The following is a 21,578-nucleotide window of genomic DNA, read 5'->3' on the forward strand; positions in this document are numbered from 1 at the left end:
GAAACCCGCGACCGGGCGCGCTCCCGGAGCGCCGGGCAGCCGTCAGACCGGCAGGGGTTCGGTGATCTCCAGGCCCGCGTCGACGGCTGCCACGAGCAGTTCGGCGTGGGCCGGCGAGTGGGTGGCCGCCCACGCGCGCAGGGCGTCCAGGAAGCCGGTGAGGTCGCGCTGGGCCTGTCTCAGCATCCGGGGCAGGGCTTGCCGCGCCACGTCCACGTGCGGGCCGCCGCGCCCCTCCCCCGGCCAGACCCGCACGACCTCCTCGCCCACGTACTCGACCCACGGTCCCGGGCCGAGGTCGAGGTCCGCCCGGTACAGCGCGGCCAGCCACGTGCGCCACGCGAACAGCTCCGAGCCCGGTCCCGGTTCGACGCTCGTGCCGTTGTCGCGCAGCAGCAGGCCGCCGGGCGCGTACAGGGTGTCGAAGCCGATCAGCTCGTGCACCGCCTCGTCGGGCGTGCCGGCCGTCGAGCCGCCGCCGGCGAAGTACAGGGCGCACAGCGCGCTGCCGACCACCTCGGGGCCGGCGGTGCCGTCCAGGTGCAGCCAGGTGCCGTCGGCCTCGGCCACCGGCCAGAGGGCGAACCCCCCACCCGGCGGACCGATCCTGCACATCACTGGCGCGAAGTACGGCACTGTTCCGAGGCTAGCGCCGGACCCGCCCCGGCGGGGTGCTCCGCCGGGGCGATCATGGCACGGCGAGTGGCCGATCGGCGCGCGCGGTCACCCGCTTTCGGCGGGCCGGCCCGCCTGCCAGACCTGGTACTCGCGCAGGCCGTAGAGCAGCGGGAGGTGCCCGGCCTCGTGGGCCACCCGGTACGCCTCGCCGAACACGACGGTGTGGTCGCCGACCGGCTCGGTGCGGCTGACCCGGCAGTCGGCCACGGCGTGGGCGTCGCGCACCAGGTGCGGCCCGGCCGCGCCGTCCGGCTGCCGCCAGCCGACCAGGTCGAACCGGTCGGGTGCGCCGGACGCGAACAGCTCGGCCACCGGGCGCGCGTCGCCGTGCAGGAAGTTCACCGCGAACGCGCCCGCGCCCAGCACGGCGTCCAGCGTCGGGCTGCCGTTGCGCAGGCACACCAGCAGGGTCGGCGGCGACAGCGTCACGCTGCACACCGACGACACCGTCATCCCCCGGGGCACGCCGTCGGGCGCGGTCGTGGTGATGACCGCGACGCCGGTCGGGAAGTGCGACATGAGGGTGCGGAAGTCGGCGACCGGGAGGGCGGGGAGCGACTGGGTCACGGGGCACCGCCGGGCAGGTCGGGAACGCGCTCGCGGGGCGCGGTCGGGTCGACGCGCCGTCGGCGCTCGATCAGGGAGAGCAGGGGGCCGGTCATCGCGGTGGTCACCAGCGCCATCACCACCAGGGCCAGGAAGAGCTGCACGGACAGCAGCCCGGCGCTGTAGCCGGCCTGGAGGACCACGATCTCGGTGAGGCCCCGGGTGTTCATCAGGACGCCGACGGTCAGCGCGGTGCGGCGGTCCTGGCCCGCGACCCGCGCGCCCAGGTAGCTGCCGCCGACCTTGCCGACCACGGCGAGCGCCACAGCGATCAGGATGGCGGCCCACGGCACGGCGGCGCGCGGCGCGTTCGCCACGCCCATGCCCGCGACCACGAAGAACACCGGCACGAGCAGCCGGCCGAAGTTCGTCACCGGGCGCACGACGGCCGTCCACGGGCCGGCGGGCAGCGCGAGGCCGACGACGAACGAGCCGAACACCGCCGTCAGGCCCCAGTGCTCGAACTGGAAGGCGAGCAGCAGCGCGACCGCCGCGACGGCGAGGCCGGTCGGGCGGGGGAAGCGGGTGGCGGCGGCGGTGGGCGTCCGGCCGCGCAGCAGGATGCGGCCGACGACGGTCATCCCGACGCCGGCGGCGAGCAGCGCGAGGGAGAGGAGCACGCCGCCGGAGATGCCGACCGCGACGACCAGCAGCACCCAGGCGACGGAGTCGGTGACGACGGCGGCGGCCATCGAGAGCTTGCCCGGCGTGGTGTCGGCCATCCGCCGGTCTTCCAGGATGCGGGCCAGCACCGGCACGGCGGTCACGCTCAGCGCGACGGCGACCATGAGCACCAGGGCGGGCGCGGGCGCGGTGCCGCGCAGGTCGGGGTCGGCGGCCAGCAGCACCCAGGCGGCCATCGCCAGCCCGGCGAGCAGGGCCGGCACGAACGAGCCGGCGGTCACCCAGCCCACGGCCTTCGCGCCGAGGCCGGAGCCGCCGTGCCGCAGGTCGTGCGCCACGCCGACGAGGAAGAGCACCAGGCCCATCTGGCCCAGCAGCTTGAGGAGCCCGACGACGTCGGCGGGCAGCACGAGCGCCAGCCCGTCCGGGCCGCCGAGGGCGAGCACGGCCGGCACGACCAGGATGCCCGCCAGGATCTCGCCGATCACCTCGGGCTGCCGCGACGCGCGGGCCGCGAGCCGGCCCAGGTACGCCGCGACGAGCACGACGGCGAGCACTGCGGCGACGTGCGCCACCCGCACCAGGAGGTCGCTCATGCCTGCGCCCCCGACCACGCGGTGCGGGGGCGATACCTGCTCATGGACAGCGCTCGACTGCCCTCGTAGTTCTGCGTGCGCAACAGCACGGCGGATCCTTCCTGCTCGGTCGTCCTCATCCGTCCGTCGGGTGTCCGACGAGGTTGAAGAACACGTCGTCCAGGGTCGGTCGGCGCAGGGAGAAGTCGGCCACGTCCACTCCGGCATCCCGAAGCGCGACTGCGGCTGTGGCGATACCGTCCATACCGTCTTTCAATTGCAGCTTGACGAGGCCCTTGCCGGCGTCCGCCGTCGGTGCGTCGATGGCGAGCGGGCCGAGGGCGGCCAGCGCGTCGGGCACCCGGTCGGGCAGGGCGACGGCGACCTCCAGCCACTCCTGGCCGACCTTGCGCTTGAGCTCGTCGGGGGTGCCGTCCGCGATGACCCGCCCGGCGGCGATGACCACGATCTGGTCGGCCAGGTAGTCGGCCTCCTCCAGGTACTGGGTGGTCAGCAGGACGGTCACGCCGTCGTCCACCAGCCCGCGCACGGTGTTCCACAGCGCCTGGCGGCTGGCCGGGTCCAGGCCGGTGGTGGGCTCGTCGAGGAACAGCACCTGCGGGTTGCCGACCAGGCAGCTCGCCAGGTCCAGCCGGCGGCGCATCCCGCCGGAGTAGGTGCCCACCGGGCGGTCGCCGGCGGCCACCAGGTCGAAGCGCTCCAGCAGCTCCCGCGCCCGGCTGCGGGCACCGCTCCCGCCCAGGTGCAGCAGCCGGCCCAGCAGGACGAGGTTCTCCCGGCCGGTGAGCAGCTCGTCCACCGCCGCGTTCTGGCCGGCCAGGCCGATCCGGCGGCGCACCTCGCGCGGGTGCCGCACGACGTCGAAGCCGGCGACCCGGGCCGTGCCGCCGTCGGGCTCCAGCAGGGTCGCCATGACCCGGACGGTGGTGGTCTTGCCCGCGCCGTTGGGACCCAGCACGCCGAGCACGGAACCGGTCCGGACGGACAGGTCGACGCCGCGCAGCGCCTCGGTGCCGCCGTAGGTCTTGCGCAGCCCGGAGACTTCGATCGCGAGGTCCATCAGCCCGCCTTGCTCTCGTGCGCCTCGCGCAGGCTGCGCGGTCGCATGTCGGTCCAGTTGTCCTCGACGTGGGCCAGCGCCGCGTCCCGCGTCGTCTCCTCCAGCGCCACGGTCCACCCGGCGGGCACGCGGGCGAACGCGGGCCACAGGCAGTGCTGGCCCTCGTCGTTCACCAGCACCAGAAAACGGCCGTCCTGGTCGTCAAAGGGGTTCGTCACTTCGGTTCTCCGTACCCTCGCGGCGGGGTGGCACCCCGGTCGGCTCGATGCTCTCCGCGCGCGCTGACCGCGCGCTGACGGATCGGTGATGGCTCAGCGCGGTTCCGGCACCAGCTCGACCGGCAGGCTGCTGTAGCCGTGGACGAAGTTGGAGTACAACCGGGTGCCCGGTCCGGGCACCCGGATCTCCGCGACCTCGTCGCGCAGCGCCTCCAGCACCGAGCCGACGTGCGCGCGGCCCAGGAACGCGCCCAGGCAGAAGTGCGGGCCGAAGCCGAAGGCGATGTGCCGGTTGGGGGTGCGGGCCAGGTCGAACCGCGTCGGGTCGGCGAAGACCTCCTCGTCGAGGTTCGCCGAGGTGTTCCACATCGTGACCACGTCACCGTCGCGGATGGTCCTGCCGCCCAGCTCCACGTCGGCCACGGCACGCCGGCCGAAGTGCATGGCGGGCGTGGTCCAGCGCAGCACCTCCTCGGTGGCGGTCTCGACGCCCACCTCACCGGACTTGAGCCTGCGCCACTGCTCGGGGTGCTGCGCCAGGGCGATGATCGCGCCGATGGAGGACATCCGGCTGGACTCGTCCGCGCCCAGGATGAGGCTGTAGGAGTTGAACACCACCTCGTCCTCGGCCAGCGGCTGCCCGTCGACCAGGCCGTTGGCCAGGGCGGAGAGCACGTCGTCGCCGGGCTTGCGGCGGCGCTGGTCGGCCAGGTCGGTGAAGTAGAGCAGGATCTCGTTGCGCGCCAACCACTCGTCCATCTCGGAGTCCTCCGAGCTGATCCGGCTCAGCGTGCGGTTGTTCCACTCCACCAGGCGGGGCCGGTCGGCGGCGGGCACGTCCATCAGGTCGCCGATGGTGTTGATCGGGATGTGGTCGGCGACGTCGGTGGCGAAGTCGCACTCGCCGCGCGCGATCGCGTCCCGCACCAGGCCGAAGGTGCGGGCGCGGACCTGCTCCGCGACCGCGCCGAGCAGCCGGGGCGACAACGACTTGAGCATCAGCTTGCGCACCGCGCGGTGCCGCTCGCCGTCGGTGACGGCGAGCATCTTGCCCGACGCGGAGTCGTTGCCCTGCAACAACGTCGAGAGCACGTTGCCGCGCTCGGAGGTCAGCCGCTCGTTGTCCTTGTAGGCGGTGACGCAGTCGGCGTGCCGGGTGATCGCCCAGAAGCCGGGCCGGTCGTCGCGCGGCTCGTTCCAGTGCACGGGGCTCTCCGCGCGCAGCCGCCCGAACAGCTCGTGCAGGTCGGCGTCCAGGAACGTCTGCGGGTCGGCGAGGTCGACGGTTGCCAGGTCGGCGGTCATGTTCTGCGCGTCCTTCGGGGTTCAGGCGTTGCGGTAGCGGCGGACGCCGACGTAGGAGAGGAGCAGGAAGAGCGCGCCCAGGGACAGCACGATCACCAGGTGGTTGGCGCCGGCCGGGCCCGCCGGGCCGGCGGCCTGGTTGCCCCACAGCTCCCGGCAGGCGGTGATGACCGCGCTCACCGGGTTGTACTGGGCGATCGGCTGGATCCAGGAGGGCAGCTTGTCCACCGAGAGGAAACCGTTGGACAGGAAGGAGAACACGACGGCGACCAGGCCGCCGACGGACTCGATGGTCTCCAGGTTGTCCGACACCATGCCCAGCAGGACGCCGACCCACAGCACCGTGAAGATGAACAGGGCCACCAGGGCGAACCCGGCCAGCGTCGGCAGGATCCCGCTGTGCGAGCGCCACCCGAAAACCAGGCCCACCGCGACCACGACGACCAGCCCGATGAGGCTGATCAGCAGGTCGGCGATCGTGTGCCCGACCAGGACGGCGGAGCGCGAGATCGGCAGCGACCGGAACCGGTCCACCAGGCCGCCCTGCACGTCCAGGGCGACCGCGATGGCGGTCGGGCCGATGCTGGCCAGGCCGACCTGCATCACCACGCCGGCGAAGATGAACTCGATGTAGTTGGCGCTGCCCGGGATCTGGATCGCGTTGGAGAACAGGTAGCCCAGCGCGATCATGGTGATCAGCGGGTTGAGCGTGATGCCGACCAGCCGGCCGGGGTTGCGGCGCAGCCGCCGCAACCGCCGGCCCGCGATGGCGAGCACCTCGGTGACCGGCGCGAGCGGCGCCTGCGCGGTCGGGACGTCGAGCGTGGTCACGGTCGTGCCTCCCCGGTGTTGTCGCCGTGCACCCGGCGGAGCTCGTCCGCGACCGCCGCGCCGATCAGCGCCTGCGGTCCGGGGTGCATCATGTACTCGTGCCCGCACGGCACGCGGTGCGCGCGGACCTCGCCGGTCACGTGCGCGCTCCACGAGTCGGCCAGTTCCGCGACCTCGGCGTCGGTGCGGTCCTCGACGGCGGTGAACAGCACCAGGTCGCCGTCGAACGCGCCGGGCACGAAGGTCTCCATGATCCGGCCGTGGTTGCGCACCACGGACAGCATGGCCAGCAGCCGCTGCTCGCCCAGCTCGGCCAGCGGGTGCCGGTCGCGGCGCAGCACGTCGACCACGTCGCCGGGCTTCAGCTCGCGCCCGGTGAACTCCGCGCGGTCGTGGCCGATCACCTCCATGACGCGCAGCAGCAGCTCGTTCTCGCTCACGTCGTCGTCCTCGGTGCCGGGCCGGTGCGGGTAGCCGTCGAGGTTGGCGACCAGCGCCACGCGCTCGCCGTCGCGCTGGAGCCGCACGGCCAGCTCGTGCGCCAGCACACCGCCGAACGACCACCCGAGCAGGTGGTAGGGCCCCTCGGGCTGGACCTGCCGGAGGTAGCCGAGGTACTCCTCGGCCACCGCGCCGATGCTGTCCGGCAGCGGGGCGAGCTGCCCGACGCTGGGCGACTGGATGCCGTAGATCGGCACGTCCGGGTCGATCGCGCGGGCCAGGCCGACGTAGGGCAGGCTCGACCCGAGTCCGCTGTGCAGCACGAACAGCGGCGGCTTCGCGCCGTCCGGTCGGATCGGCAGCACCACGGCGAACGGGTCGAGCGGGTCGTCCCCGCCGTCCAGCGCGCGCACCTCGTCGAACACGCGGGCGACCGCCGACGCCCCGGCCGCCGGCGCCTCCAGCACCTCGGCCACGGCCGCCAGCCCCTCGGCGGTCCGGTGCACGAAGACGTCCGCGATGGTGAACCGGAGCCCGGCCTTGCGAGCCCGGCTGACCACGCCGGTGGCGAGCAGCGAGTGCCCGCCCAGCTCGAAGAAGTCGTCGTCCACCCGCACGCCGGGCAGCCCCAGCACGTCCGCGAACACCTCGCACAGCAGCCGCTCGGCGGCGGTGCCCGGCTCGCGGGACGGGGCGCGGTCCGGCGCGGGCAGCGCGGCCCGGTCCACCGCCCCGTCCGCCGTCAGCGGGAGGGCGTCGAGCACGACGAGCGCCGACGGGACCATGTGGTCGGGCAGCGACGCGCCGAGCGCGCGCCGGACCGCCGCCGGTTCGGGCACGTCCGCGCCGACCAGGTAGCCGACGAGCCGGCCGCCGGCCGCCACCACCACGGCGTCCGCGACGCCGGGCACGGCCCGCAGCGCGGTCTCGACCTCGCCCGGCTCGACCCGGAACCCGCGCACCGTGACGTGGTGGTCGTGCCGGTCGAGGAACTCGACGTCGCCGTCGCCGTCCCAGCGCACCACGTCCCCGGTGCGGTGCAGCCGGTCGCCCGGACCGCCGAACGGGTCGGCGACGAGCCGGTCGGACCGGCCGTGCGCCGGGCCGCCGAGGCACAGCTCGCCCGGCACGCCCGGCGGCACCGGCCGCAGGGCGTGGTCGAGCACGTACACCCTGGTGCCGAACGGCCGCACACCGTCCACGTCGGACTTCACCACGCGCACGTCGGGCGTGAGGGCGTGCAGGGACGCGGCGAGCGGCTCGTCCGGCGACTCCCCGGCCACCACGACCCGCAGGCGGCGCACCACGTCCGGAGCGGCGTCGACCAGCGACCGCCACACCTCCGGCGCGGCCCGCAGGGCGGTCGCCCGGCTGTCCAGCAGCAGCGCGCCCAGCGCCGCCGGGTCGCGCGCCACGTCCCCGTGGGCGTCGACCAGCGCGGCCCCGGACACCAGCGGCACGAGGACCTCCGGCGCGGTGCCGACGACGAGCAGCCGGTCCTGCGCGCCCAGCGCGTGCCGCAACCGCAGGTCCACGACCAGGTCGCGCAGCTCCCGGTGCGTGGTCACCGCGCCCGACCGGTGGTCGACGCAGGCCGGGTGCTCGGGTCGCAGCGGCGCGAGCCGGTCCTTGTCGGTGAGTTCCGCCGCGCCGCCCCGGGCGCGCAGGAGCTTGACCACCTCGGGCGAGTCGAGCACCAGCAGCTCGCCGGGCACCCGTCCGGCCAACCCCGCTGTCGTGACGACCAGCACCGGGCCGTCGACCGGGCGGGGGTCCGCCGGGTCGAGCGGCTGGAAGGCCGCGCCGGTCTTGAGCACCGCGAGCGCCGTCACGGCCAGGTCGGCCGAGGTCGGCACGGCGACCGCGACGACCCGCCCCGGGCCGGCACCGCGCCGGACCAGTTCCCGGGCCAGCCGGTTCGACCGCGCGCCCAGCACCCGGTAGGTGACGGGGCCGTCCGGCCCGACCAGCGCGGTCGCGCCGGGGTCGCGCCGGGTCCGGCGGGCGACCAGGTCCGGGAGCAGGGCGGTGCCGCGCGCGGCGTCGCTCCACTCCGCCAGGACGCGCTGCCGCTCCCCCTCCCCCAGCACGTCGACGTCGCTCAGCGGCGCGTCCGGGGCGGCGACGGCGGCGGCCAGCACGCGCAGCAGTCGCTGCGCCATGGCGCTCACCGTGGACTCGCGGAACAGGTCGGTGCGGTAGGCCAGGACACCGTCCAGGCCCGCCGGCACGCCGTCGAGCTGCCGTTCCACCAGGTCGAAGGTCAGGTCGAACTTCGACCGGCTCGCCCTCATCGGCTCGACCGCCGCGAGCACGCCCGGCAGCGCCTCGGCCGCCCGGTCGTCGTTCTGGAACGCCAGCATCACCTGGAACAGCGGGTGCCGGGACAGCGACCGGGGCGGGTTGAGCGCTTCGACCAGGTACTCGAACGGCAGGTCCTGGTGCGCGTAGGCGGCCAGGTCGGCCTCCCGCACCCGGCGGACCAGCTCGCGGAACGTCGGGTCGCCCCCGGTGTCGGTGCGCAGCACCAGCGTGTTGACGAAGAAGCCGACCGCGTCGTGCAGGGCCTCGTCGGTGCGGCCCGCGATCGGGCTGCCCAGCGGGATGTCCGTGCCCGCGCCGAGCTTGGTCAACAGCGTCGCCACGGCGGCCTGGACGAGCATGAACACGCTCGCCCCGGTCTCCCGCGCCAGCGCGACGAGCCCGGCGTGCAGCTCCGGCGGCACCGCGAACTGGTGGACGTCGCCGTCGTGGTCGCTGACCGCGCCCCGCGCGAAGTCGGTCGGCAGGGCCAGCTCCCCCGGCAGGTCCGCCAGCACCCGCGTCCAGTGCGCGAGCTGCGCGGACAGGACGCTGCCGGGGTCGGTCTCGACGCCCAGCCACTCCCGCTGCCACACCGCGTAGTCCGCGTACTGCACGGGCAGCGGCTCCCAGGCCGGCGCCCCGCCGGCGCGGCGGGCGGCGTAGGCGGTGGCCAGGTCGCGGCCCAGCGGCGCGCTGGACCAGCCGTCGAACGCGATGTGGTGGAACACCAGCAGCAGCACGTGCTCCCGCTCGTCCACCACGTAGAGCCGGGCCCGCAGGGCGGGTTCCGCGCCCAGGTCGAAGCCCCGGTCCACCTCCTCGGCCAGCGCCCGCGCCACGTCGTCGGCGCGGTCGACCCGGAGCACGCCGCCGCGCGCGGGCAGCACCCGCTGGTAGGCGACGCCGTCCACGTCCGGGAAGACCGTGCGCAGGATCTCGTTGCGCGCCACCACGTCGTCGACCGCCTGGGCGAGCGCGGTCACGTCCAGCCCGCCGGTGAGGCGCACCGCCAGCGGGATGTTGTAGGTGCCGGTGGAGCCCTCCTCCAGCTTGTTGAGGAACCACAGGCGGCGCTGGGCGAACGACAGCGGCAGGCCCTCGTCGCCGGCGCGCGGCACGGGCCGCAGCGCGGGCCGGGCCGACGCCGCGCCCGCCACGAGCTTGGCGAGCCCGGCGACCGTGCGCGCCTCGAACAGGGCGCGCACCGGCAGCTCGACGTCCAGCACCGTGCGCACCCGGCTCACCACCCGGGTGGCCAGCAGCGAGTGCCCGCCCAGCTCGAAGAAGTCGTCCTCGACGCCGACCTCCGGGGAGCCCAGCACCTCGGCGAACACGCCGCACAGGATCTCCTCGACCGGCGTGCGCGGGCCCCGGCCGCGCGTGGCGGCGAGGTCCGGTTCGGGCAGCGCCTTGCGGTCGACCTTCCCGTTGGGGGTCAGCGGGAGCGCGTCGAGCACGACCACCGCCGCCGGGACCATGTAGTCGGGCAGCGACTCGCCCAGCCGCTCGCGCACGGCCTGCGGGTCCGGGTCCGCGCCGGGCGCGGCCACGACGTAGCCGACCAGCCGCTGGTGGCCGCCCTGGTCGCCGCCGACCGAGACCGCCGCGTCGCCGACCTCGGGCACGGTCCGCAGCGCGGCCTCCACCTCGCCCAGCTCGATCCGGTGGCCCCGGATCTTGACCTGGTGGTCGCGCCGCTCCAGGAACTCCAACTGGCCGTCGGACCGCAGCACGACCCGGTCGCCGGTGCGGTACATCCGCGCGCCCGGCTCGCCGTACGGGTCCGCCATGAACGTCACGGAGGTCTTCGCCCGGTCGTTCAGGTAGCCCCGGCCGACGCCCGTGCCGCCGACGTGCAGCTCACCGGGCACCCCGGCGGGCACCGGGCGCAGGTCGTCGCCCAGCACGTAGAGGCGGGTGTTGCGCACCGGGCGGCCGATCGGCACGCGGGCGTCGCCCAGCTCGTCGCCGAACCGGATGACCGCGTGCGTCACGTCGTCCGAGCACTCCGTGGGCCCGTAGGCGTTGACCAGCGGGATGTCCGGGTAGCGCGCGAACCAGCGGTGGCACAGGTCCGGCGGCAGCGCCTCGCCGGTGACCACCAGCGAGCGCAGCCCGGCCAGCGCGGGGGTCTCCTCGGTGATGTCCCACGCGTCGAGCGCGGCGCGCAGCAGCGACGGGACGACCTCCAGGATCGTCACGCCCTCGTCCGGGACGGTGGCGAACAGGGCGTTCGGGTCGACGGCGGTGTCCCGCCCGGTGACCCGGACGCGACCGCCGGCCACCAACGCGGTGAGCATCTGCCACACCGAGATGTCGAACGTGACCGGCGCGTTGTGCACGATGGTGTCCACATCGGACACTTCGAGGTCGTCCACCTTGCACCACAGGTGGTTCACCATGCCCCGGCGGTGCACCATCGCGCCCTTGGGCTTGCCGGTCGAGCCCGACGTGAAGATCACGTACGCCAGGTCGTCGGGCTCGCCGAGCGCGGGGGCGAGGTCGGTGTCCTCGGCGTCGTCGAGCAGCACGACGTCGATGCCGCCCGCCACCTCGCGGGCCAGCTCCAGGTGGGCCTCGTCGACCACGACCGCGCGGGCGCCGCTGTCGGCCAGCAGCGCGGCGATCCGCGCCACGGGCGCCTGCACGTCCAGCGGCACGTACCCGCCGCCCGCGCCGAGCACGCCCAGGACCGCCGTCACGAACCCGATCCCGGGAGCGGCGAGCACGGCGGTCAGCCCGTCGCCGGGCACCCGGCGGGAGAGGGCACTGGCCCGCGCGACGAGCCCGGCGTAGGTCACCGACCCGTGGTCGTCCACGACGGCCACCGCGTCGGGGCGGTCCAGCGCGAGCGACCGGACGCGCTCCACGACACCCTGGTAGGGCTGCGGGCGCACCGGGCCGGTGCCGGTCCGCAGCACCTCGTCGCGCTCGTCGGCGTCCAGCAGGTCCACCCGGCTCAGCCGCGCCGACGGGTCGGACACCACGGTCCGCAGGAAGTCCACCAGCCGCCGGGCCAGCGTGCGCGCGGACGCCTCGGTGAACAGCTCGGTGCTGTACTCCAGCACGCCGTGCATCCCGGCGGGCACGCCCTCGGCGTACCGCTCCTCCAGCAGCACGGTGAAGTCGAACTTGGCGCGCTGCGAGCGCACCGGCTCCAGCCGCCCGGTCACGCCCGGCAGGGCCAGCGGCACGTCGTCGCTGGTCTGCAGCGCCAGCATCACCTGGAACAGCGGCTGCTTGTTCAGCGACCGCTCCGGGTTGAGCTTGTCGACCAGGTGCTCGAACGGCACGTCCTGGTGCTGGTAGGCGGCCAGGTTCGTGTCCCGCACGCGGTGCAGCAACTCCTGGAACGTCGGGTCGCCGCCGGTGTCGGTGCGCAGCACCAGGGTGTTGACGAAGAAGCCGATCAGGTCGGCCAGCTCGTCGTCGCCCCGGCCCGCCGTGGGCGTGCCGAGCGGGATGTCCGTGCCCGCGCCCAGCTTCGTCAGCAACGCCGACAGCGCGGCCTGGAACACCATGAACACGCTGGCCCCGGCCTCGCGGGCGAGCGCGACCACGGCCAGGTACAGGTCGGTGCCGACCTCGAAGCGCAGCTCGTCGCCGGTGTACTCGGCGACCGCCGGGCGGGGGAAGTCGGTCGGCAGGTCCAGCTCCTCCGGCACGCCCGCCAGCGCCCCGGTCCAGTGCGCCAGTTGGCGGGACAGCAGGCTCGACGGGTCGTGCTCGTCCCCGAGCAGGTCCCGCTGCCACAGCGCGTAGTCGGCGTACTGGACGGCGAGCGGCGCCCAGTCGGGGCGGCGCCCCGCGACCCGCGCCCGGTAGGCCGTGGCGAGGTCGCGCACCATCGGCGCGATGGACCAGCCGTCGAACGCGATGTGGTGGAACACCAGCAGCAGCACGTGCTGCGCGGGCGCGACGCCGTAGAGGTGGGCCCGCACGACGGGTTCGGTGGCCAGGTCGAAGCCCCGGTCCGCCTCGGCGGTCAGCACGGCGGGCAGGTCGGCCTCGGGCAGCCGGGTCAGCGGCAGCGCCGGGTGGTCCGGCGACACCTCCACGACCTGCTGGTAGGGCTCCCCCTCGACGTCGGGGAACACCGAGCGCAGGATCTCGTGGCGGGCCACCAGGTCCCGCAGCGCGCCGCGCAGCGCGGGCACGTCCAGGTCGCCGTCGAGCCGGACGGCCATCGGCACGTTGTAGGTGCCGGTGACGCCGTCCTCGAACTTGTCCAGGAACCACAGGCGCGTCTGGGCGAACGACAGCGGCACCCGCTCGCCGCGCGCGGCGGGCACCAGCGGCGGGCGGGCGTCGGACGCGCCGACCACCTGCTCCGCGACACCCGCCACCGTGCGGGCCTCGAACAGCGCCCGGATCGGCAGCTCCACGCCCAGCGCGGCGCGCGCCCGGCTGATCACCTTGGTGGCCAGCAGGGAGTGCCCGCCCAGCGTGAAGAAGTCGTCGTCGATGCCGACCTGCGGCAGGTTCAGGACGTCGGCGAACACCCCGCAGAGGATCTCCTCGACCGGGTTGCGCGGGCCGCGTCCCCGGGTCTGGGCCGCGTAGTCCGGCGCGGGCAGCGCCTTGCGGTCCAGCTTGCCCTGCGGGGTCAGCGGGATCTCGTCCAGCACCACCAGCGCCGAGGGCACCATGTACTCCGGCAGCGCCTCGGCCAGCGCCTCCCGCAGGCCCGCCGGGACCGCCGTGCCGGGCTGACCGGTGACCAGGTAGGCGACCAGCCTGCGGTCCTCGCCGTCGTCCTCGCGGACGACCACGACGGCCTGCGCCACGTCCGGGTGCGCCAGCAGCACCGACTCGACCTCGCCCAGCTCGATCCGGAACCCCCGGAGCTGCACCTGGCCGTCGGCGCGGCCGAGGTAGTCGAGCTGCCCGTCCGGCAGCCAGCGCACCAGGTCGCCGGTGCGGTACATCCGCTCGCCGGGACCGCCGTGCGGGTCGGCCACGAACCGCTGCGCGGTCAGGCCGGGCCGGTCGAGGTAGCCCCGGGCGAGGCCGCCGCTGACGTACAGCTCGCCGCTGACGCCCACGGGCACCGGCTGGAGCAGCGGGTCCAGCACGTAGACCCGGTGCGCGGCCGTGGGCACGCCGATGGGCGGCTTCGGGCCGGGTGCGAGCGGGCCGCCCACGGTCGAGGCCAGCACGGCCTCCGTGGGGCCGTAGCCGTTGAACATCCGGTGGGTGGCCGACCAGCGGGCCACGACCTCCGGCGGGCAGGCTTCGCCCGCCACGACCAGCAGCAGGTCGTCGGGCAGGCGGGTGCCCTCGGGCAGGCCGCCCACCACGACCGGCGGCAGGCAGGCCATGGTCACCCGGTTGTCGTTGACCAGGTCGACCAGCGCCTGGCCGGGGCCGCGCGCGTCGTCGCCGGCGACCACGACCGCGCCGCCGTTGAACAGCGCCAGCCCCATCTCCCACACGGTGGAGTCGAAGCTGTAGGACGCGAACTGGAGGACCCGCGAGTCGGGGCCGGCCTGGAACTTGTCGGACAGGCTGAGCACCATGGCCACGAACCCGGCGTGGTCGACCACGACGCCCTTGGGCTTGCCGGTCGACCCGGACGTGTAGATCACGTACGCCGCGTGCTGCGGGCGCAGCGGCGCGACCCGGTCCGCGTCGGTCAGGTCGTCGCCCGGGTAGCCGGAGAAGTCGACCGCGTCGACCGCCAGCACCTCGACGTCCACGGTGAGCGACGCGGCGACCTGCTCGGTGGACAGCAGCACGACCGGCTTGGCGTCGGCCACCATGTAGTCCACCCGGTCGGCCGGGTAGCCGGCGTCGATCGGCAGGTAGCACGCGCCGGCCTTGAGCACGCCCAGCACCGCGACGAGCATCTCCAGCGAGCGCGGCATCGCCAGCGCGACGACGTCCTCCGGCCCGGTGCCCCGGGCCACGAGCAGCCGGGCGAGCCGGTTGGCGCGGGCGTTCAACTCGCCGTAGGACAGGGTGGTGCCCTGGAACACGGCGGCGGGTGCGCCGGGAGTCTCGGCCGCGCGCGCCTCGAACAGGTCGGTGACCGGGACGGCGGGCACGTCGGCGACCCGGCCGGCCCACCGGTCGAGGATGCGGGCGCGCTCGTCCGGGGCGAGCAGGTCGAGCCGGCCCAGCGGGGTGTCCGGCCGCCCGGTGAGCGTGCGCAGCAGCCGGGTGAACCGGTCGACGGTGGCCCGGACCTCGTCCTCGCCGAAGATGTCCGCCCGGTACTGCGCGAGCAGCCGGATCTCCTCGCCGGGGTAGACCGACAGGGCGAACGGGTACTCGGCGACCAGCCTGCCCTCCGCGCCGACCAGCCGGACGCCCGGGATCAGCCCGGACAGGCCGTCGGTGTCCATCGGGTAGTTGTGGAAGCTGACCACGGTGTCGAACAGCTCGCCGGTGCCGGCCGCCTGCTGCACCTCGGCCAGGCCGAGGTGGTGGTGCGGGGCGAGGTCGAACTGCTCGTCCTGCACGCGGGCCAGCAGGTCCGCGAGCGGTGTCGCCGGGTCGAGCCGCACCCGCACCGGCAGCGTGTTGAGGAACAGCCCGACCATCGACTCCATGCCGGGCAGGTCGACCGGGCGGCCGGAGTGCACCGCGCCGAACACCACGTCCCGCCGGCCGGTGAGCCGGCCCAGCAAAACCGCCCACGCGCCCTGCATGACGGTGTTGAGGGTGAGCCCCCGGGCACGGGCCCAGCGGGTCAGCTCGGCGGTGAAGCCGGCGGGCAGGTCGACGGTGACCGACGCGGGCGAGTCGGTGACCCGGGCGCGCTCGTCCGGGCCGATCCGGCACGGCTCGACGCCGGCCAGCGCCGTGCGCCACGCCGCGCGGGACGCCTCGTCGTCCTGCCGGGCCAGCCACTCCAGGTAGCCGCGCGCGGGCGGGACCGGCGGCAGCGCGGACAGGTCCGCGCCGTTGGCGGCGAGGGTGAACAGCTCGCGCGCGAAGATCGGCATGGACCAGCCGTCGACCAGGATGTGGTGCACCGCCCAGATCAGCCGGAACCGGTCGGTGCCGGTGCGCACGACGGTGAACCGGACCAGCGGCGGGTCCGCCATGTCGAAGCGGCGCACCCAGTCCCGGTCGGTGAGCAGGCGCACCTCGTCGTCGCGCTCGGCCGCGTCCAGCCCGGCGAGGTCGACCTCCTCCCAGGGCAGGGCGGCGCTCACCGGCACCACCTGCACGGCGTCGCCGGAGGGCCGCGAGTGGAACGACGCGCGCAGGTTGGGGTGCCGGCGCAGCAGCGCCTCGGCCGCCGCCCGGAACGCGCCGACGTCGAGCGCCCCCTCCACGTCCACGACCACCTGGAGGGTGTAGACGTCCGCGCCGTCCCGGTCGAACTCGGCCTGGAACAGCAGGCCCTTCTGCAACGGCGAGAGCGGCAGCACGTCCTGCACCGCGCCTGCCTCCCGCTCGATGGCGGCGATCTCGCCCTCGGTCAGCGCGACCAGGTCGAAGTCGGAGGGGCTGTGCCCGCCCGCGCCGGGCAGCGCGGCGTGCTCGACGAACGCCTCCAGCGCCCGGAACCAGGTCCGCGCGATGTCGGCGACGTCCTCGTCGGACAGCAGGCCGTCCGCCCACAGCCAGTCCGCGACCAGGGTCGGGCCGCCCGGCCCGTCCTCGGTGACCGGGGTGACCGCGAGGACGTGCCGCAGCGGCATGTCGGGGCTGACACCGGTGCCGACCACGGAGGAGCCGGCGTCGAGCGTCCAGTCCCCGGTCGCGGCGCCCGAGGCGAACCGGCCGAGGTAGTTGAACCCGATCTGCGGCGTGCCGTGCCGGGCGAGGGCGCCGACGGTCTGCGGGTTGAGGTAGCGCAGCAGGCCGTAGCCGATGCCCCGGTCGGGCAGCGCGCGCAACTGCTCCTTGATGCGCTTGATGGCGGTGCCCGCGCTGCCGCCGGCCGCCCACAGGTCGGCGCGGTCCAGCTCGCCGGGGTCCAGCAGCAGCGGGAACGCGCTGGTGAACCAGCCGACCGTGCGGGACAGGTCGACGTCGTCCACGACCTGTTCGCGGCCGTGGCCCTCGACCTCGACCAGCACGGCCGAGTCGGTCGCTCCGTCCCGGGCGCGCTTGCGCCGCCAGTCGGCGACGGCGACCGCCAGGCCGGCCAGCAGCACGTCGTTGATCTCCGCGTGGAACGCGGCGGGCACGGTGGTGAGCAGCGCGGCGGTCCGCTCGGTGGGCAGCACGAGCCGCAGCGAGCGGGCGGTGCCGTAGGTGTCGCGCCCCGGGTCCAGCGGGCGGCTGCCCAGCAGCGCGCCCGGCTGGGCCTGCGCGGCCCACAGCGGCAGCTCGGTGACCCGCGCGGCGGACCGGGCGTGCTCGGCGAGCACCTTGGCCCAGCGGCGGAACGACGTGCCGACGGGCTGCAACGGCCGGCCCGCGACCGCGTCGGCCAGGTCCGGGACGATGATCCGCCACGACACGCCGTCGACCACGAGGTGGTGCGCGACCAGGACGAGCCGGGCGGTGGTGCCGGAGTCGACCAGCACCGCCTGCACCACGCGGCCCTCCTCCGGGGCGAGCCCGGCGCGGGCCCGCGCGACCTCCTCCGCGACGACCGCGTCGACGTCGGCCGACTCGGCCGACGGCACGCGGCGGACCAGCGAGGTGGCGCGGACCGCGCCGACCGGCAGGGTCTCCAGGGTCCACAGGCCGGGCAGCGGCACGCCCAGCCTGGTGCGCAGCGCGTCGTGGTGGTCCAGCACGCGTTGCAGCGCGCCCGCGAGCTTGACCAGGTCCAGCCCGGTCGGCACGTGCAGCACGACGTGCTGGCTGTACTGGCGGGTGCGCGGGGCGAGGTCGCCCAGGTCCTCGCGGAGCTGGTGGGCGATCGGGGTCAGCTCGACCTCGCCGACGCCGTCGTCGGCGACCACGGCGGTCGTCGTGGCGTCCTCGGCGACGGCCGCGACGGCGGCGGGCGTGCGGTGCTTGACCACGTCCCGCGAGGTGAACACGACCCCGGCCCGCCGGGCCCGGCTGACCACCTGGATGGAGCTGATGCTGTCGCCGCCCAGGGCGAAGAAGTCGTCGTCCACGCCCACGTCGCGCAGGCCCAGCACGTCGGCCATGACCTCGCACAACACCCGTTCCCGGGGCGAGCGCGGGGCGCGGGCCGGCGCACCGGCCGCCTCCGGCTCGGGCAGGGCGGCGCGGTCGACCTTGCCGTGCGCGGTCAGCGGCAGCGCGGCCAGCTCGACGAACGCCGAGGGCACCAGGTAGTCCGGCAGCAGCTCGCCCAGCCGGGCGCGCAGGTCGACCCGGCCCTTGAGCACGACGTAGCCGACCAGGCGCTTGGCGCCGCCGTCGCCGACGACCCGGACGGCCGCGTCGGTCACCTCGGGCAGGCCGCGCAGGGCTGCCTCGACCTCGCCCAGCTCGATCCGGTGGCCGCGCACCTTGACCTGGTGGTCGCGGCGCTCCAGGAACTCCAGCTGCCCGTCCTCGCGGCGCACCACGCGGTCACCGGTCCGGTACATCCGCCCGCCGGTGAAGGGGTCGGCGACGAACGCGGCGGCGGTGCGCCCCGGGTCGTGCAGGTAGCCCCGGCCGACGCCCGCGCCGCCGACGTACAGCTCACCGGGGACACCGGTCGGCACCGGGCCGAGGTCGTCGCCCAGCACGTACAGGGAGGTGTTGCGGACCGCGTGGCCGATCGGCACGCGCGGGCCGGTGGCGTCGCCGACCGTGACGAACGCGTGCGTCACGTCGTCGGAGCACTCGGTGGGGCCGTAGGCGTTGACCAGGGGCACGGTCGGGAAGCGCGCGAACCAGCGCAGGCACAGGTCCGGCGGCAGCGCCTCGCCGGTGACCACCAGCTCGCGCAGCGACGGCAGCTTCGGCCGCGCGCCGAGGACGTCCCACGCGTCGAGGGCGGCGCGCAGCAGCGACGGCACGACCTCCAGGACGGTGACCCGCTCGTCGGCCACCAGGCCGAACAGCAGGTCGGGGTCGGCGGCGGTGTCCCGGCCGACCACCCGCACCCGGCCGCCCGCCACCAGCGGGGCGAGCATCTGCCACACCGAGATGTCGAAGGTCAGCGGCGCGTTCTGCACCACGCTGTCCGCGTCGGTCAGGCCGAGGTCCTCGACCTTGGCCAGCAGGTGGTTCACCATGCCGGCGCGGTGCACCATGGCGCCCTTGGGAGCGCCGGTCGAGCCCGACGTGAAGATCACGTACGCGAGGTCGTCCGGTGCGCCCAGGACGGGCGCGAGCGCGGTGTCCTCGGCGTCGTCCAGCACGACGTGGTCCACGCCCAGTTCGACGGCGAGCGCGCGGTGCGCGGCGTCGACCACGACGAGGGCGATCCCGTTGTCCCGCACCAGGCGCGCGGTGCGGGCCAGCGGTGCGCGGGTGTCCAGCGGCACGTACGCGCCGCCCGCGTTGAGCGCGCCCAGCACGGCGGTGACGAACCCCGCGCCCGGCGCGGCCAGCACGCCCACCAGCGCGGCGGGCAGCCGGCGGGACAGCGCGCTCGCCCGCGCGACGAGGGTCCCGTAGGTGACGTCGAGGTCGTCCTCCACCACGGCCACGGCGTCCGGGCGTTCGGCGGCGAACGCCCGGACCTGCTCCACCACGTCGGTGAACGGGTCGGCGCGGGTCTCGCCGGTCGTCGCGGCCAGCCACTCGGCGCGCTCCCCGGGCGTGAGGACCTCCAGCGCCGCGAGGGGCTGGTCGTCGGCGGCCTGCGCGAAGCGGTCCAGGAACGCGGTGAACCGGGCGAGGTGCGCCTCCGCCTCGGCCTCGGTGTACAGCTCGGGGTTGCCGTTGAGGTGGACCTCCAGCCCGCCGTCCGGTGCGTCCACGACGGTGAGCATCAGGTCCTCGATGAGCCCGGTCGACAGGTTGTTCACCTCGACCTCGCACGCACCGAGCCGGAACGCGGTCCGCTGCGGCAGGATGTTGACGAACGGGCCGAACGGCCGGCGGTCGTCGCTCGCCAGGCCCATCGCGCGGCGGATGCGGCTGACCCGGTACCGCTGGTGGCGCAGGACCTGCATCAGCTCGCGCGAGGTGCGCCGCAGCAGGTCCGCGCGGGTGTCGTCGGGCCGCACGCGCACGCGCAGCGGCAGGTAGTTGGCGACCATGCCGGGTACCGCGCGCATGGTGGCGCCGGTCCGTGCGGTCGCCGGCAGGGTGAGCAGCACGTCGCGGACGCCGGTCAGCCGCTGGGCGTACCCGGCGACGGCGGCCAGCACGACGGCGGGCCAGGTCGACGCGGAGCGGCCGGCCAGGTCGCGCAGCGCCTGCGCGGTGGCGGCGGGCAGCACCCCGGTGCGGCGCAGGAAGCCGCGCACCTCGGGGCCGTCGGAGGTCCGGGTGGACAGGCTCACCAGGTCGGGCGGGGTGTCGAACCGGGCGGCCCAGAACGCCTTGTCCTTCGCGGCGGCGGGCGAGCTCTCGTAGGCGTGCTCGCCGGCCAGCAGCGCGGCCAGCGGCGGGATCGGCTCGCCGCCGGTCCCGCCGTACAGCTCGGCCAGCCGCCGCCAGAACACCACCTGGCTGTAGCCGTCGCACAGCAGGTGGTGGATGCGCATGTAGAAGAAGTGCCGGTCCTCGGCGACGCGCACCAGCGCGAAGCGGAACAGCGGGAACTCGTCGAGCGCGAACGGCGTGGCGAGGTCGGCGGCCATCCAGTCGGCGGCTTCCCGCGCGGTCAGCTCCAGCCGGGCCAGCGGCAGCTCCGCCAGCGGCGTCACGACCTGCGCGGGCACGCCGTCGACCTCGGTGTAGCGGGTGCGCGTGCACTCGGCCTCGTCCACCAGGCCGCGCGCGGCGGCGACCAGCGCCGGGACGTCGAGCGGGCCCCGGATGTCGAGGTAGCCCGCCGAGTTGTACGCGACGCCGCGCCCGTTGATCTTCTCGTCGAACCAGATCTCGGCCTGTCCGGCGGAAAGGGGCAGCGCGTCGGTCATGGCGTTCTCCTCGCAAGCGTCGCGGGCGCCTGCTCGCCGAGCAGGTCCGCGCCGTAGATGTCCGCGATCCACTGGTCGTGGTAGACGGTGTCCAGGTAGCGCTCGCCCAGGTCGGGCGCGATGGCGACCGCCGTGGGGTCGCCGTCGTGCCGGGCCAGCCACTCGGTCGCGCCGGACAGCACCGTCCCGGTCGAGCCGCCGAACAGGAAGCCCTCGCGCAGCAGGGCGCGGCACCACCGGACGGAGTCCGCCTCGGCGACGTGCAGCACCTCGTCCACGTAGGACTCGTCCAGCAGCGGGGGGCGCACGCTGGTACCGAGGCCGGGCAGCATCCGGGGCCGGGCGGGCGTGCCGAAGGTGACCGAGCCGACGCTGTCGACCGCGACCACCCGCACCGACGGCCTGTTCTCCCGGAAGTAGCGGGCGCAGCCCATCAGCGTGCCGGTGCTGCCCGCGCCGATGAACACCACGTCGACGCCGGGGAAGCTCTTGAGGATCTCCGGCCCGGTGGTCTGGTAGTGCGCCGCCCAGTTGCCCGGGTTGGCGTACTGGTTGAGCCACAGGTGGTCGGCGTTCTCCTCGACCAGCCGCCGGACGAACCGGATGCGCGCGCCGAGGAACCCGTCCTGCGGGTCCGGCTCGGTGACCACGTGCACCTCCGCGCCCAGCGCGGTCATGAGCTGGCGGGTCGACAGGTTGCACCGGGTGTCGGTCACGCACAGGAACCTCAGCCCGCGACTGGCCGCCACCAGGGCCAGCGCCACGCCGAGGTTGCCCGACGAGCTCTCCACCAGCGTGGTGCCCGCGTGCAGCGCGCCCGAGCGCACCGCCGAGGACACCATCTCGTTGGCGGCCTTGAGCTTGATGGAGCCCGCGAAGTTGAAGCCTTCGCACTTGAGGTACAGCGGGTGGCCCGTGAGCCGCCGGAGGTCGACGTAGAGGTCGTCCACGTTGAACTCCTGGGGCGTGGATATCACTGGCATGAGCCGACTCCTAGGCGCGG

General features: G+C 74.9%; 9 protein-coding genes. All 9 read right to left on the minus strand.

Annotation, left to right across the window (positions count from 1 at the left end; genetic code table 11):
* Positions 1-42: 42 nt before the first annotated feature.
* A complete protein-coding gene (locus AB0I60_RS13240; protein ID WP_360728907.1) occupies positions 43-570 on the minus strand; it encodes a hypothetical protein in 528 nt (175 codons plus the stop codon).
* Between the two features lie 153 nt (positions 571-723).
* Entirely contained in the window at positions 724-1,245 is a 522-nt protein-coding gene (locus AB0I60_RS13245) for a flavin reductase family protein (protein ID WP_360728909.1), read from the minus strand.
* Complete coding sequence (locus tag AB0I60_RS13250) at positions 1,242-2,504, minus strand: cation:proton antiporter (protein ID WP_360728912.1); 1,263 nt, start codon at positions 2,502-2,504, stop codon at positions 1,242-1,244. Before AB0I60_RS13250 ends, AB0I60_RS13245 begins: the two co-directional genes overlap by 4 nt.
* A gap of 115 nt (positions 2,505-2,619) precedes the next feature.
* On the minus strand, positions 2,620-3,564 hold the full coding sequence (locus AB0I60_RS13255) for an ATP-binding cassette domain-containing protein (protein ID WP_360728915.1): 945 nt from the start codon (positions 3,562-3,564) through the stop codon (positions 2,620-2,622).
* A complete protein-coding gene (locus AB0I60_RS13260) occupies positions 3,564-3,782 on the minus strand; it encodes an MbtH family protein (protein ID WP_360728916.1) in 219 nt (72 codons plus the stop codon). The genes AB0I60_RS13255 and AB0I60_RS13260 overlap by 1 nt, the downstream gene beginning before the upstream one ends.
* Before the next feature lie 93 nt (positions 3,783-3,875).
* A complete protein-coding gene (locus tag AB0I60_RS13265) occupies positions 3,876-5,087 on the minus strand; it encodes a cytochrome P450 (protein ID WP_360728919.1) in 1,212 nt (403 codons plus the stop codon).
* A 21-nt stretch (positions 5,088-5,108) separates the two neighbouring features.
* Positions 5,109-5,918, minus strand: a complete 810-nt coding sequence (locus tag AB0I60_RS13270) for an ABC transporter permease (protein WP_360728922.1) — start codon at positions 5,916-5,918, stop codon at positions 5,109-5,111.
* Complete coding sequence (locus AB0I60_RS13275) at positions 5,915-20,575, minus strand: amino acid adenylation domain-containing protein (protein ID WP_360728924.1); 14,661 nt, start codon at positions 20,573-20,575, stop codon at positions 5,915-5,917. The genes AB0I60_RS13270 and AB0I60_RS13275 overlap by 4 nt, the downstream gene beginning before the upstream one ends.
* Positions 20,572-21,558 (minus strand): 2,3-diaminopropionate biosynthesis protein SbnA, encoded by a 987-nt coding sequence (gene sbnA / locus AB0I60_RS13280; protein WP_360728927.1) that lies wholly within the window; start codon positions 21,556-21,558, stop codon positions 20,572-20,574. The genes AB0I60_RS13275 and sbnA overlap by 4 nt, the downstream gene beginning before the upstream one ends.
* Positions 21,559-21,578: the final 20 nt, after the last annotated feature.

Source organism: Actinosynnema sp. NPDC050436, from assembly GCF_040655415.1.
Taxonomy (GTDB): domain Bacteria; phylum Actinomycetota; class Actinomycetes; order Mycobacteriales; family Pseudonocardiaceae; genus Actinosynnema.